13 protein-coding genes and 1 pseudogene are annotated in these 12,977 nt (G+C 73.2%); 6 read left to right on the top strand and 8 right to left on the bottom strand.

The window, feature by feature from the left end:
* Positions 1–76: 76 nt before the first annotated feature.
* From AB0G79_RS29185 to AB0G79_RS29175, 3 genes are read right to left on the bottom strand one after another with little or no spacing between them, the layout of a single operon-like run.
* Positions 77–1,210: an Mrp/NBP35 family ATP-binding protein gene (locus tag AB0G79_RS29185; protein ID WP_360811640.1), complete on the bottom strand. Its 1,134-nt coding sequence runs from the start codon at positions 1,208–1,210 to the stop codon at positions 77–79.
* A 43-nt stretch (positions 1,211–1,253) separates the two neighbouring features.
* On the bottom strand, positions 1,254–1,865 hold the full coding sequence (locus AB0G79_RS29180; protein WP_360811638.1) for a DUF1003 domain-containing protein: 612 nt from the start codon (positions 1,863–1,865) through the stop codon (positions 1,254–1,256).
* Positions 1,855–3,126, bottom strand: coding sequence for a CBS domain-containing protein (locus AB0G79_RS29175; protein ID WP_360811636.1), 1,272 nt, complete (start codon positions 3,124–3,126; stop codon positions 1,855–1,857). The genes AB0G79_RS29180 and AB0G79_RS29175 overlap by 11 nt, the downstream gene beginning before the upstream one ends.
* Positions 3,127–3,420: 294 nt before the next feature.
* Between AB0G79_RS29175 and AB0G79_RS29170 the strand changes: the two genes are divergently transcribed.
* The gene (locus AB0G79_RS29170) at positions 3,421–4,179 is read left to right on the top strand and encodes a hypothetical protein (RefSeq protein WP_360811634.1); all 759 of its coding nucleotides are present in this window, start codon (positions 3,421–3,423) and stop codon (positions 4,177–4,179) included.
* A gap of 15 nt (positions 4,180–4,194) precedes the next feature.
* On the opposite strand, the gene AB0G79_RS29165 is transcribed toward AB0G79_RS29170, so the two are convergent.
* On the bottom strand, positions 4,195–4,707 hold the full coding sequence (locus AB0G79_RS29165) for a hypothetical protein (protein WP_360811632.1): 513 nt from the start codon (positions 4,705–4,707) through the stop codon (positions 4,195–4,197).
* Positions 4,708–4,736: 29 nt separating this feature from the next.
* On the bottom strand, positions 4,737–5,867 hold the full coding sequence (locus AB0G79_RS29160) for a magnesium and cobalt transport protein CorA (protein WP_360811630.1): 1,131 nt from the start codon (positions 5,865–5,867) through the stop codon (positions 4,737–4,739).
* A 430-nt stretch (positions 5,868–6,297) separates the two neighbouring features.
* Here AB0G79_RS29160 and AB0G79_RS29155 point away from each other — a divergent pair, with 430 nt between their 5' ends.
* The 4 genes from AB0G79_RS29155 to AB0G79_RS29140 all read left to right on the top strand — a co-directional run bounded on the left by AB0G79_RS29155 (position 6,298) and on the right by AB0G79_RS29140 (position 9,617).
* Complete coding sequence (locus AB0G79_RS29155; protein WP_360811628.1) at positions 6,298–6,882, top strand: suppressor of fused domain protein; 585 nt, start codon at positions 6,298–6,300, stop codon at positions 6,880–6,882.
* A 119-nt stretch (positions 6,883–7,001) separates the two neighbouring features.
* A complete protein-coding gene (locus tag AB0G79_RS29150) occupies positions 7,002–7,646 on the top strand; it encodes a DUF6758 family protein (protein ID WP_360811626.1) in 645 nt (214 codons plus the stop codon).
* Positions 7,647–7,786: 140 nt separating this feature from the next.
* Complete coding sequence (locus tag AB0G79_RS29145; RefSeq protein ID WP_360811624.1) at positions 7,787–8,647, top strand: PHP domain-containing protein; 861 nt, start codon at positions 7,787–7,789, stop codon at positions 8,645–8,647.
* A gap of 364 nt (positions 8,648–9,011) precedes the next feature.
* Positions 9,012–9,617 (top strand): MarC family protein, encoded by a 606-nt coding sequence (locus AB0G79_RS29140; RefSeq protein WP_360811622.1) that lies wholly within the window; start codon positions 9,012–9,014, stop codon positions 9,615–9,617.
* 94 nt (positions 9,618–9,711) lie between these two features.
* On the opposite strand, the gene AB0G79_RS29135 is transcribed toward AB0G79_RS29140, so the two are convergent.
* Complete coding sequence (locus AB0G79_RS29135) at positions 9,712–9,864, bottom strand: hypothetical protein (protein WP_086823662.1); 153 nt, start codon at positions 9,862–9,864, stop codon at positions 9,712–9,714.
* 140 nt (positions 9,865–10,004) lie between these two features.
* Between AB0G79_RS29135 and AB0G79_RS29130 the strand changes: the two genes are divergently transcribed.
* Complete coding sequence (locus tag AB0G79_RS29130) at positions 10,005–10,898, top strand: NYN domain-containing protein (protein ID WP_360811620.1); 894 nt, start codon at positions 10,005–10,007, stop codon at positions 10,896–10,898.
* Here AB0G79_RS29130 and AB0G79_RS29125 read toward each other — a convergent pair.
* On the bottom strand, positions 10,882–11,793 hold the full coding sequence (locus AB0G79_RS29125) for an alpha/beta hydrolase (protein WP_360811618.1): 912 nt from the start codon (positions 11,791–11,793) through the stop codon (positions 10,882–10,884). The two genes, AB0G79_RS29130 and AB0G79_RS29125, sit on opposite strands and share 17 nt — an antisense overlap.
* Positions 11,794–11,925: 132 nt before the next feature.
* Positions 11,926–12,977: pseudogene (locus tag AB0G79_RS29120) on the bottom strand (DEAD/DEAH box helicase); the annotation flags it as partial.

The following is a 12,977-nucleotide window of genomic DNA, read 5'->3' as shown; positions in this document are numbered from 1 at the left end:
GGCACGGCAGGCACGGCAGGCACGGCAGGCACGGCGAAGGGGCGCCCCGTGAGGCGCCCCTTCGTCATGTCGTGTCTCAGAACTTGTTGCGCGGCGTGATGCCCAGGCTCATGCCCGACAGGCCGCGCTGACGGCCGCCCAGCTTGCCCGCGATGGCGCGCAGGGCCGCGCCGGCGGGGGAGTCGGGGTCGGAGAGGACGACCGGCTTGCCGTCGTCGCCGCCCTCGCGGAGCCGCACGTCGATCGGGATCGAGCCGAGGACCGGGACGGTCGCGCCCGTGGTCTGGGTCAGGCCGTCCGCGACCTTCTGGCCGCCGCCGGTGCCGAAGACGTCCACCATCTCGTCGCAGTGCGGACACGGCAGGCCCGCCATGTTCTCGACGACGCCGACGATCTTCTGGTGCGTCTGCACCGCGATCGAGCCGGCCCGCTCGGCGACCTCGGCGGCCGCCTGCTGCGGGGTGGTGACGACGAGGATCTCCGCGTTCGGGACGAGCTGCGCGACCGAGATCGCGATGTCGCCGGTGCCCGGGGGGAGGTCGAGGAGGAGGACGTCGAGGTCGCCCCAGTACACGTCGGCCAGGAACTGCTGGAGCGCGCGGTGGAGCATCGGGCCGCGCCACACGACCGGCGCGTTGCCCGGGGTGAACATGCCGATGGAGATGACCTTCACGCCGTTCGCCGACGGCGGCATGATCATGTTCTCGACCTGGGTCGGACGGCCGTCCGCGCCCAGCATGCGGGGCACGCTGTGGCCGTAGATGTCGGCGTCGACGACGCCGACCTTCAGGCCGTCGGCGGCCATCGCCGCGGCGAGGTTCACGGTCACGGAGGACTTGCCGACGCCGCCCTTGCCGGACGCGACCGCGTACACGCGGGTCAGCGAGCCGGGCTTCGCGAAGGGCACCTCGCGCTCGGCGCCCGTGCCGCGCAGCGCCGCCGCCAGCTCCTTGCGCTGCTCGTCGCTCATGACGTCGAGGGTGACCTCGACGCCGGAGACGCCCTCGACCCGGGACACGGCCTCCGTCACGCGCTGCGTGATGGTCTCGCGCATGGGGCAGCCGGAGACCGTCAGGTAGACCGTGACGGCGACCCCGCCGTCCGGACCGATCTCCACCGACTTGACCATGCCGAGCTCAGTGATCGGCTTGTTGATCTCAGGGTCGTTCACCGTCGCCAGTGCTTCGAGCACCGCGTCTTCCGTAGCCATACGGACGATGGTACGGCGCCGGGCACCGGCCCATGGAGGCGTGTCAACGGTCGGGTACGTCACTTCCGCGCGCGTCGTCCGGCGGGAATAGATCGCGCCGCCCGTCGAGGCGTTCCGCCAGGCGCTCGTCGAGGCGCTCCTCCATGCGTTCCTCCAGCTCCTTGAGCATGTCCTGCAGCTCGGAGCGGATCCAGTCGCGGGTGGCGACCTCGCCGAGGCCCATCCGCAGCGCGGCGATCTCCCGCGTGAGGTACTCGGTGTCCGCGATCGACCGCTCGTTCTGCTTCCGGTCCTGTTCGAGGTTGACCCGGTCGCGGTCGTCCTGCCGGTTCTGCGCGAGGAGGATCAGCGGAGCCGCGTACGAGGCCTGGAGGGACAGGACGAGGGTCAGGAAGATGAACGGGTACTGGTCGAACTTCAGCGAAGCCGGCGCGAAGATGTTCCACGCGACCCAGACGACGATCGTCACCGTCATCCAGACGAGGAACCGGCCCGTCCCCAGGAAGCGGGCGATGCGCTCCGAGAGCCGCCCGAAGGCCTCGGGGTCGTACTCCGGCAGCAGTCTGGCCCGGCGCTCGCGCGGGAGGTCGAGCCGGATGCGCGCCATCGGCCGCTCCCGCTCCCGGTCCCTCTCCTGCGTACGCTCAGCGGCCATGCGTGGTCCCCTCCTGGTGGAACTCGGTCTCGCGCCAGTCCTCGGGCAGCAGGTGGTCGAGCACGTCGTCGACGGTGACCGCGCCGAGCAGCGAGCCGGTCTCGTCGACGACGGGCGCGGCGACCATGTTGTACGCGGCGAGGTAGCTGGTCACGGCCGGCAGCGGGGTGTCCGGACCGAGCGGCGGCAGGTCGCTGTCGACGACCGAGCTGACGAGCGTGAACGGCGGGTCGCGAAGCAGCCGCTGGAAGTGGACGGTCCCCAGGTACTTGCCCGTCGGCGTCTCGTCCGGCGGCCGGCAGACGTACACCTGCGCGGCGAGGGCCGGTGACAGGTCCTGCTGGCGGACCCGGGCGAGCGCGTCCGCGATGGTGGCGTCCGGGCGGAGCACGATCGGCTCGGTCGTCATCAGACCGCCCGCGGTGTTCTCCTCGTACGACATCAGGCGGCGCACGTCGGCGGCGTCGTCCGGCCGCATCAGGGTGAGGAGCCGTTCCTTCTCGTCCTCGGGGAGCTCGGAGAGCAGGTCGGCGGCGTCGTCCGGGTCCATCGCCTCCAGGACGTCGGCGGCGCGCTCCTCCTTGAGTTCGCCGAGGATCTCGATCTGGTCGTCCTCGGGGAGCTCCTCGAGGACGTCGGCGAGGCGGTCGTCGTCGAGGGCCGCGGCGACCTCGACGCGCCGCTTGGGGGAGAGGTGGTGCAGGGCGTTGGCGAGGTCGGCGGGGCGGAGCTTCTCGAAGGTGGCGAGAAGGCTCTCGGCGCCCTGGCCGTGCTCCTCCAGGGAGAAGCCGGTGACGGCGGACCACTCGACGGTCAGAGTCTCGCCCTTGCGGCTGAGCACCCCGCCCTTGCCCTTGCGGACGAAGACCTTGTCGATCTCCCAGTCGCGGCGGGCGGGCATCCGCTGGATGGCGACGTCGAGGACGGTCACCTCCTCGCCCGAGTCGACCAGGGTGACCCGGCGGTCGAGGAGCTCGCCGAGGACGAGCCGCTCGGTGGGACGGCGCTCGAAGCGGCGCATGTTGACGACGCCGGTGGTGATGACCTGGCCGGAGGCGACGCCGGTGATCCGGGTCATGGGGACGAAGACGCGGCGGCGGCTGAGCACCTCGACGACCATGCCGAGCAGGCGCGGGGGCCTGCGGCCGACCCGGAGCATGGCGACGAGATCGCTGACGCGGCCCACCTGGTCGCCGACGGGGTCGAAGACGGGGACTCCCGCGAGGTGGGAGACGAAGATCCGGGGGGCGCCTGCCGCCATGCCACGCGCCTCCTGGATGCCGAACGATTCGAGTCGTCGCCGGACCGCCGTCCGACCGGTGGCCTTGCTTTGCCGGGGATTGCAGAGCTTTGCCGGGTTCAGGCTAGCCCGTGCCGATCATCCCCGCTCCGGCAGCGCCTCCGTCCGGCTGGCCGTCGGCGGCTTCATCCGGCCCGGGTACGCTGCGGTCTGCCGTCCCCCCACTCGGCCCAGAAAACGGACCCGGTCATTCCGGACGCTCCGGACAGCGGTCGCCCACGGCACCCCGCCCCCACGATTCGAGAGGCAGCGCTGATGGCCGTACGTTCCCCGGCGTCGCGTATCCGCAGGACCGTCGCGCCCCTGGCGCTCTGTGCCGGTCTCACGGTCGGGCTCGGTGCCTGCGCCGCCGATCCGGACGAGGGGACCAACGGGGTGGGCAGGCTCTCCGCCCCCGAGATCGAGCAGAAGGCGCAGACCGCCGCCGACTCCGCGAAGGCGGTACGGCTCGCGGGCACGCTGGTCAGCAAGGGCGGCACGTACAAGCTCGACATGCGGCTCAAGCAGGACGGCGCCACCGGCTCCGTCGCGACGAAGAACAGCACCTTCGAGCTGCTCAGGGTCGGCGACGCGCTGTACCTGAAGGCGGACGCCGACTTCTGGGCCCATGAGGAGACGGCGACGGCGGAACCGACCGACGCGGACGCGGAGGCCGCCGACACCCTCGACGACATGTACGTGAAGGTGCCGCAGGACGACCCCTCGTACAAGCAGCTGCGCGGCTTCACGGAGATGGACGTGCTCCTGGACGGCCTGATCGGGCTGCACGGGACGACCGTCAAGGGCGACCGCGACCAGATCGGCGGAGTCCGCACGGTCAAGGTCAAGGGCGGCGAGGACGGCGAGGGCGGCACCCTCGACGTGGCCCTCGACGGCTCCCCCTACCCGCTGAGGTTCGCGCGCGGCGGGGGAGCGGGCGTCGTGGTGCTCTCCGAGTGGAACAAGGAGTTCCCGCTGGAGGAGCCCTCCCAGGAGGAGACCCTCGACTACGGCATGCAGCTGCCCCGGACCTGACCCCGGGCCCGATCGCTACTTCCCGCGGCGCTTCTTCTTCAGGAGCAGCTTCGGGAGCGCCGCCGGGACCGGCCGGCGGGTGGTCGCCGGTGACGGCAGCGGTACGGCGGCGAGGGAGCCGTCCGGCAGGTCGGTCGTCGAGGCGACCGGGTCGAGCCGCAGGACCCGGCACTCGCGCGCCCAGCGGTCCGGCACGGCCTCGCCGTCGGAGGCGTTCAGCCGCTTGCCCTTGAGCTCGGTGACGGCCGCGTCCCACTCCTCCGTCCGCGGGGCGATCTCGCGCACCGAGGCGGTCCAGGCGACGATCCGGCCGCCCTTGTCCTTGCTGCGGACGGTCACCTCGGCCGTACCGCCGTCGGCGAGGCCGGGCAGCGGCTGCTCGCCGGGGCCGTCGCCGACGACGTGCGCCGCCCCGTCGTGCCAGACGTGCCAGAGGGCGCGGGAGGGCCCGGTGCCGCGCACCCAGACGAGGCCGGACTTCTTGGTGGCCTCCTCGACGAGGGCGCCGGTGAGCAGCGTGTCGGTCATGGGCCGAAGCCTATCCAGAGGGGCGGGCCCTACAGCCAGCCGTTGCGCTTGAGGGTGCGGTGGATGGTGAGGCAGACCGCGATGATGCCGGTGAGCACCATCGGGTAGCCGTACTTCCAGTGGAGCTCCGGCATGTGGTCGAAGTTCATGCCGTAGACGCCGCAGACCGCCGTGGGGACGGCGACGATCGCCGCCCACGAGGTGATCTTGCGCATGTCCTCGTTCTGCGCGACGGTCGCCTGCGCCAGGTTGGCCTGGAGGATCGAGTTGAGCAGCTCGTCGAAGCCGACGACCTGCTCCTGGACGCGCGCGAGGTGGTCGGCGACGTCCCGGAAGTACTTCTGGATGTCGGGGTCGACCAGCCGCATCGGCCGCTCGCTGAGCAGCGCGAGCGGGCGCAGGAGCGGGGTGACGGCCCGCTTGAACTCCAGGACCTCGCGCTTGAGCTGGTAGATCCGGCCGGTGTCCGTACCGCGCGTGGAGCCCTTCTTCGCGGTCGGCGAGAAGACGTCGATCTCCAGCTGGTCGATGTCGAGCTCGACGGCGTCGGCGACCGCGATGTAGCCGTCGACGACGTGGTCGGCGATGGCGTGGAGGACGGCGGACGGGCCCTTGGCGAGGAGCTCGGGCTCGCCCTGGAGGCGGTGCCGGAGGTTGCGCAGGGAGCCCTGGCCGCCGTGCCGGACGGTGATGACGAAGTCGGGGCCGGTGAAGCACATGACCTCGCCGGTCTCGACGACCTCGCTGGTCGCGGTGAGTTCGGCGTGCTCGACGTAGTGGATCGTCTTGAAGACGGTGAAGAGCGTGTCGTCGTACCGCTCCAGCTTGGGCCGCTGGTGGGCGTGGACGGCGTCCTCGACGGCGAGCGGGTGGAGTCCGAACTCGGCGGCGATTCCGGCGAATTCGGCCTCGGTGGGCTCGTGGAGCCCGATCCAGGCGAAGCCGCCGCTCTCCCGCACCTGGCTCATCGCGCCCCGGGGCGTGAGGCAGGAGCGGTCGTCGACGCGCTGCCCGTCGCGGTAGACGGCGCAGTCGACGACGGCGCTGGAGGCGGAGTGGTCGCGGGTGGGGTCGTACGCGGTGTACGTGGTCGGGGTCTTGCGCAGGCCGGGCCGCAGGCTCGGACGGACGGCTGCGCGCAGGTCACGGATCATCGACATGGGCATGCTCCCTCACGGAGTGGCCGTCGGCGCGATGCGTGGCACAGCCCGGAATGGGGACGTGGAGCTACGTCGTCCACAAAGCGGGCGGCACCGGGAACCACGGTGACGGCGTTCGCTACAAGACAGGCAAAGGCGAAGTTGCTCTTCCGTCGAGCGAGATGCCGGAGGGGCGGGTCCGAGCCGGACCCGGGAATCACCGGAGAGAAGGCCGCACCGGGCGGGGGTGCGAGACGGCGGAAGAGCGGCTGGTACTGCCCGACCGACTTCGGTCCATCGCAGTCCCACCTCCTCCGGCCGGTCCCCCGTGGGGGATGACGTGTGACGAGTAATCAGGAGTTCGGGACTCCCGACCAGCGGCCAAGACTATCAGCCGACAGAGGGTCAATCCTTGACTTTGCCCGTTCCATACGCGCTTTATGCTCAACCCATGGGAGAAGTTCTTGCTCTGGTCGAGGCCCGGCTGCGGACGGCGCTCGGCGAACCGGACGCGCGGGCCGCGGTGACCTTCCTCGGCACCGACCGGATCGAGGTCCTCCGCTTCGTCGAGGGCGACCTCGTGCGGTACGCGACCCTCGGCATGTCCGCCGCGCCGATGGCCGACCCCACCGCCGCGCTCGCCGACCCTGTCAAGGGGCCGCGCGCCGAGCTCGTCCTCACCGTACGGGCCGGCCTCGCCGACACCGACAAGGTGCTCCGCCCCCTCGCAGTGCTCGCCGCCACCCCCCAGGTCGAGGGCGTGATCGTCGCCCCCGGCGCCTCGCTCGACGTCGGCGAGCCCCTCTGGCCCGGCGCCTCCTTCACCTCCGTCCTCGTCGCCGAGTCCGGCGGGCTCGTCGAGGACCTGGAGCTCGACGACCCGATGGACCCCGTCCGCTTCCTGCCGCTGCTGCCGATGACCTCGAACGAGGCCGCGTGGAAGCGGGTGCACGGGGCGCAGGCCCTGGAGGAGCGCTGGCTCGCCGGGGGGACCGACCTCCGGGATCCGCTGCGCAGGTCCGTCGCCCTGGACTGACCCTCGGAAGGGGCTCGTGTGACCCCTGTGGGCACTGCGGGTGAACGGCTCGGGCCGGACGGGTGATCGTCCCCCGGCGTCCTTGACGCGGGGCACGAGGGGTAGGACCGTTGAGCCCTATGAGGGGCGAACCCAGTTGTCCGAAGTGCGGTGGCCGGGTCAGGGCGCCCGGTCTCTTCGCCGACTCCTGGCAGTGTGACGTGCACGGCTCGGTGCACCCGCTCCAGCCCGTGATCCCGCCCAGCGTCGAGGCCCTCGGCGTCGTGGTCCACCGCTCCCACGTGCCCGTGTGGATGCCGTGGCCGCTGCCCGTCGGCTGGCTCTTCACCGGCGTCGCGTACGCCGGCGACGACCGCAGCGGCGGACGGGCGACCGCCGTCGCCTGCTCGGGCCCCGGCCCGCTCGGCGGCATCGGCGAGCTGATCCTCGTCGCCGAGGAGCTCGGCGTCGGCCTCGGCGCGCGGTACGCGGGCATCGACGGCCTCGACCCCGGCTCCGGCATGGCCATCGACAAGCCGCCCGCGGCCAAGGTGCTCGCCGCCGGCCGCCCCACCCCGCTCTGGCACGTCACCGGCACCCCGCACGACCGCGCCGTCTTCGCGGGCGAGGCGCGCGGCCTGTGGCTCTGGGCGATCGTCTGGCCCGAGCAGTCGGGCCTCCTCATGTACGACGAGCTCGTCCTGACCGACCTGCGCGACGCCGGCGCCGAGGTCGAGCTCGTGCCGTGCGGCGCGCTCACGCCGAGGCTCCTGGGCCCCGTCTGACCGCGGGCGCGGGGTCCGGCCCGCCCGGCACGCGCGCTCCGGACGCCGCCCGGGTCCCTGACGGTCCGTACGGGAGTGTTCGATTCGCCCGTTATGCTGGAGCGTCCCTCGTCCGTCCCGAGCCCCCGGAGTACCGCGTCGTGCGCATCGACCTGCACACCCACTCCACGGCCTCCGACGGTACGGACACGCCCGCCGAGCTCGTCAGGAACGCGGCCGCGGCCGGGCTCGACGTCGTCGCGCTCACGGACCACGACACCACCCGCGGACACGCCGAGGCGATCGCCGCGCTGCCCGAGGGCCTGACCCTCGTCACCGGAGCCGAGCTCTCCTGCCGCCTCGACGGCATCGGCCTGCACATGCTCGCCTACCTCTTCGACCCCGAGGAGCCCGAGCTCCTCGCCGAGCGCGAGCTCGTCCGCGACGACCGCGTGCCGCGCGCGCAGGGCATGGTCGCGAAGCTCCAGGAGCTCGGCGTCCCGGTCACCTGGGAGCAGGTCGCCCGCATCGCCGGAGACGGCTCCGTCGGCCGCCCGCACGTCGCCGAGGCGCTCGTCGAGCTCGGGGTCGTCCCCGACGTCTCCGGCGCCTTCACGCCCGAGTGGCTCTCGGACGGCGGCCGTGCGTACGTCGGGAAGCACGAGCTCGACCCCGTCGAGGCGATCCGGCTGGTCAAGGCCGCCGGCGGCGTCACCGTCTTCGCGCACCCGGCCGCCGTCAAGCGCGGCCAGGTCGTGCCGGAGAGCGCGATAGCCCGGCTCGCGGAGGCCGGACTCGACGGCATCGAGGTCGACCACATGGACCACGACGAGGCGACGCGCGCGCGGCTTCGCGGGCTCGCGAAGGAGCTGGGTCTGCTGACCACGGGCTCCAGCGACTACCACGGCAGCCGCAAGACCTGCCGCCTCGGCGAGTACACCACCGACCCCGAGATCTACGGCGAGATCACCCGCCGCGCGGCGGGGGCCTTCCCGGTCCCCGGCGCCGGGGGAGCCGTGTAGCTCCTCTTCGGGGGTGAGGCCGGTGCCGGGCGGTTGCTCCCGCGCCGGTCGGGCTCGTCCGCGTCCGCCGTCACGGTTCCGGCTCCTGGGCCCCGCGCGCTCCGCGCCGGGCACACGAGCGGCCCGCAGCCGTGCGGGCGTCCCGTACGGCGTGCTGTGCGCCGTCCCTGACCTGCCGCGCGTCCGCCGCCGTCCGTCCCGGACCGGTGCGCCGCCGCCCCCGCCCCGTACCCCGCAAGCCAGCCCCGTGCGGCCCCGAGCCGCGCGGTGGTGGCGCTCCTGCCGCCCTTCTTCCGGAATCTCTTGTTCCGGTCGACGGGCGCGACACCCCACTGTTCGACCTCTCCCGCAAGGCACCCTCACCGTGTTCGACGCCGCCGTCTTCGGCTCGCTGTTCCTGACCCTCTTCGTGATCATGGACCCCCCGGGGATCACGCCGATCTTCCTCGCCCTCACCTCCGGCCGCCCGGCCAAGGTGCAGCGCCGCATGGCCTGGCAGGCCGTCGCCGTCGCCTTCGGCGTCATCACCGTCTTCGGCCTGCTCGGTCAGCAGATCCTCGACTACCTGCACGTCTCCGTCCCCGCGCTGATGATCGCGGGCGGCCTGCTCCTGCTGCTCATCGCGCTCGACCTGCTCACCGGCAAGACCGACGAGCCGAAGCAGACCAAGGACGTCAACGTCGCGCTCGTCCCGCTCGGCATGCCGCTGCTCGCCGGGCCCGGCGCGATCGTCTCGGTGATCCTCGCCGTCCAGAACGCCGACAGCGTCTCCGCGCAGGTCTCCGTCTGGGCCGCGATCGCCGCCATGCACGTCGTGCTCTGGCTGACCATGCGCTACTCGCTCGTGATCATCCGCGTCATCAAGGACGGCGGCGTCGTCCTCGTGACCCGCCTCGCCGGCATGATGCTCTCCGCCATCGCGGTGCAGCAGATCATCAACGGCGTCACCCAGGTCATCCAGAACGCCTGACCGCCCTCCCCGGGCGGACACCACTGCGCCCCCGTACGGATTCCGCTGTGCGGAGTCCATGCGGGGGCGCGGTGCGTGGTGCGGACCTGACCGGTTATGAGGCCGAGGTCTCGGCGGGGCGGATCCAGATGCGCTGGCCGATCGCGGCGGCCTGCTGCACGATCCGATTGACGGAGGCGGCGTCCACGACGGTCCGGTCGACGGGCGTGCCGTCGATGTCGTCCAGTCGCAGAATTTCGAAGCGCATGGGCTTCTCCCTTCGTCTGAGTTGATCCTCCTGGAGGAGAACTGCGTTACGTAGAGATCCAACGGACGGCATGCCGGAAACATTCCTTACGCTAAGGAAAATTTTCGGATGGCTAAATACTGGCTGGTAGAAAGGGCCGTATGAACGACGAGGACACGATCGGCGCCCGGCTTGAGCGCACCAATGAGCTCCTGCAACGGATGCTTGCCGAGGTCGCCAAGACCCCCTCCACCCACGCCATCTTCGTCGACGCGGGTTACGTCTATGCGTCGGCCGGGTTGCTGGTGACGGGAACCGAGGACCGGCGCTCCTTCGACCTCGACGCCGAGGGCCTCATCGAGGCCTTCATCGACAAGGCCCGCACGATCTTCGCCGACAGCCGGCTCCTGCGCGTCTACTGGTACGACGGCGCCCGCCGCCGCATCCACACGCCCGAGCAGCAGGCCATCGCCGAGCTCCCCGACGTCAAGGTCCGCCTCGGCAACCTCAACGCCAACAACCAGCAGAAGGGCGTCGACTCCCTCATCCGCACCGACCTGGAGTCCCTCGCCCGCCACCGCGCCATCAGCGACGCCGCCCTCGTCGGCGGCGACGAGGACCTCGTCTCGGCCGTCGAGGCCGCGCAGGGCTACGGCGCCCGCGTCCACCTCTGGGGCATCGAGGCCGCCGAGGGCCGCAACCAGGCCGAGGCCCTCCTCTGGGAGGTCGACAGCCAGCGCACCTTCGACCTCGACTTCTGCCGCCCGTACGTCACCCGCCGCCCCGTCACGACGTACGAGAACGAGGGCGAGCCGCCGCCCTCCCGCGAGGAGGTCCGCTTCGTCGGCGCGCAGATCGCAGCCACCTGGCTCGCCGAGCGCGGCCGCGACCGCCTCGCCGAGCTCCTGCCGGGCGCGCCCTACCTGCCGGGCGCCGTCGACCAGGACCTCCTGGTCGAGGCGGAACGCCTGCTCAGCCGCTCCCTGCGCGGCCACGCCGCCCTCCGCAGGGCCCTGCGGGACGGCTTCTGGCAGCACCTCAAGACGCAGTACTAGCACCCGTACGGGAACCGGCACGGGCGACGGCGTCGGCGTCGGCCCGGTCCCAGAAGGCCGTCAGCCGCTCCGCCAGCTCGCGCGGGTGCGAGACGTTGGGGGAGTGGCCCGCGCCCGTGACCACCGAGTGGTGCGCGCCGGTGCGGGCCGCCGCCGCGGCCAGCTCCGCCGTGGGCCAGACCATCTCGTCCGCCCCGTACGCGAAGTGCAGCGGCATCCGCAGGTCGAGGAGTTCCTCCGTACCGTCCCTGGTGGCGACGAGCAGCCGGCCCGCGCCCGAGAGCTGCGCGATCCTGGTCCGCATCCAGCGCCGCCGCAGGAAGCGGGTCAGCTCCGGCGCGTCGACCGCGCCGGGCTCCTCGCCGCGCGCGTCGAGACGGCACATCGCCTCCCACACCCGGTCCTTCGGCAGCACCGCGAGCGCGCCCCGCAGCATCCGCACGCGGACGCGCTGGGGGCGGGCCACCCGGCCCGTACCGGAGGAGAGCAGGGTGAGTGAGCGGAAGGCGGCCGGGGCGAGCGAGGCCGCGGCGCGGGCCACGAGCCCGCCGAAGGAGTGGCCGAGCAGGTGCACCGGCCCCTCGCCGAGGGCGGCGGCCTGCGCGACGGCGTCCAGCGCGAGCGCCTTCCGGCGGTACGCGGCCCGGCCCCGGGGACCGGGCGTCTCGTGCTGGCCCCGCCCGTCCACCGCCACCGCCCGGTAACCGGCGTCGGAGAGCGGTCCGAGCAGCGCGAGGAAGTCCTCCTTGCTGCCGGTGTACCCGGGCAGCAGCAGCACCGTCCCCCGCCGCTCGCCCGCCGGGGCCGTGTCGAGCACGGCGAAGTCACCACGGGCGGTGACGAGACGACGGGCCTGGGTGCGGGGAGGGAGGGCGAGGGACCGGGGCTTGCTCATGTACGGACTGTAATCCCGCCGCCCCCGGCCGGCCCTCCGGGGGCGGCGGCGGAACGGCCGTGCGGCCCGACCCCCTCTCGGGGGCGGGCCGCACGGTTTCCGCTGTTCCGTTGTCCCGTGTCGGGCGCGGGATCAGTCCTCGGCCGTGGCCGCCGCCTTCTTGGTGGTGCGGCGGCGCGGAGCCTTGGGGGCCTCCTCGGCCGGGGCCGGAGCCTCGGACGCGACGGCCTTCTTCGTCGTGCGCCGACGGGTCGGCGTCTTCGGCTCCGAGGCGTCGGGCGCCTCGGCGGCGACGGCCTTCTTCGTGGTGCGGCGGCGCGGAGCCTTCGGGGCCTCCTCCGTCACCGGCGCCTCGACGACGGCCTCGGCGACCGGCTCGGCGGCGGCCTTCTTGGCCGTACGGCGGCGGGGGGCGGCCTTGGGGGCCTCCTCCGCGGCGACCGGGGCCTCGACGACCGGGGCCTCGGCGACCGGGGCCTTGGCGGCGACCGCTTCCGCGGCCGCCTTCTTCGTCGTCCGGCGGGCGCGCGGGGCCTTGGGAGCCTCCTCGGCGACCGGGGCCGGAGCCTCGGCGGCGGCCTTCTTCGTCGTACGGCGACGGGAGGGCGCCTTCGGGGCCTCCTCGACGACCGGCGCGGCCTCGACGACCGGGGCGGCCGGCTCGACGACGACCGGGGCGGCGGCCTCGGCGGCGGCGACCGGCGCACCGGCGGCGCGACGGGCCGTGCGGCGGGCGCGCGGGGCCTTGGGGGCCTCCTCTGCGACCGGCGCGGCGACGACGGGCGACTCGACGACGATGACCGCGGCGGCCTCCGCGTTCACCGGCGAACCGGCGGCGCGACGAGCGGTGCGGCGGGCGCGGGGAGCCTTGGGGGCCTCCTCGACGACCGGCGCGGGCTCGGCGGCCGGGGCCTCGACGACCGCCGGGGCGGCCTCGGGGGCGCCCGGCGAACCGGCGGCGCGGCGGGCCGTGCGGCGACGGCGCGGGGCCGGAACCTCGGCCGCGACCTCGGCGGCCGGCGTCTCGACGACGGGGGCCTCGGCGACCGGGGCCTCGACGGCGGTCTCGACCCTGGCGGCCTCGACGACCGGCTCGGCGGCGGCCTTCCTCGCCGACCGGCGCGCGCGCGGGGCCTTGGGGGCCTCCTCGGCGACCGGGGCGGCCTCGGCGACCGGGGCCGCCG

The sequence above is a fragment of the Streptomyces sp. NPDC020807 genome (genome assembly GCF_040641575.1).
In the GTDB taxonomy this organism is placed as follows: Bacteria; Actinomycetota; Actinomycetes; order Streptomycetales; family Streptomycetaceae; genus Streptomyces.
This window is presented reverse-complemented; position numbering and strand designations above follow the sequence as displayed.

Coding starts and splice junctions, on each gene's coding strand:
- AB0G79_RS29185 (WP_360811640.1), bottom strand. CDS start 1,210: ATGGCTACGGAAGACGCGGTGCTCGAAGCACTGGCGACGGTGAACGAC.
- AB0G79_RS29180 (WP_360811638.1), bottom strand. CDS start 1,865: ATGGCCGCTGAGCGTACGCAGGAGAGGGACCGGGAGCGGGAGCGGCCG.
- AB0G79_RS29175 (WP_360811636.1), bottom strand. CDS start 3,126: ATGGCGGCAGGCGCCCCCCGGATCTTCGTCTCCCACCTCGCGGGAGTC.
- AB0G79_RS29170 (WP_360811634.1), top strand. CDS start 3,421: ATGGCCGTACGTTCCCCGGCGTCGCGTATCCGCAGGACCGTCGCGCCC.
- AB0G79_RS29165 (WP_360811632.1), bottom strand. CDS start 4,707: ATGACCGACACGCTGCTCACCGGCGCCCTCGTCGAGGAGGCCACCAAG.
- AB0G79_RS29160 (WP_360811630.1), bottom strand. CDS start 5,867: ATGTCGATGATCCGTGACCTGCGCGCAGCCGTCCGTCCGAGCCTGCGG.
- AB0G79_RS29155 (WP_360811628.1), top strand. CDS start 6,298: ATGGGAGAAGTTCTTGCTCTGGTCGAGGCCCGGCTGCGGACGGCGCTC.
- AB0G79_RS29150 (WP_360811626.1), top strand. CDS start 7,002: ATGAGGGGCGAACCCAGTTGTCCGAAGTGCGGTGGCCGGGTCAGGGCG.
- AB0G79_RS29135 (WP_086823662.1), bottom strand. CDS start 9,864: ATGCGCTTCGAAATTCTGCGACTGGACGACATCGACGGCACGCCCGTC.
- AB0G79_RS29130 (WP_360811620.1), top strand. CDS start 10,005: ATGAACGACGAGGACACGATCGGCGCCCGGCTTGAGCGCACCAATGAG.
- AB0G79_RS29125 (WP_360811618.1), bottom strand. CDS start 11,793: ATGAGCAAGCCCCGGTCCCTCGCCCTCCCTCCCCGCACCCAGGCCCGT.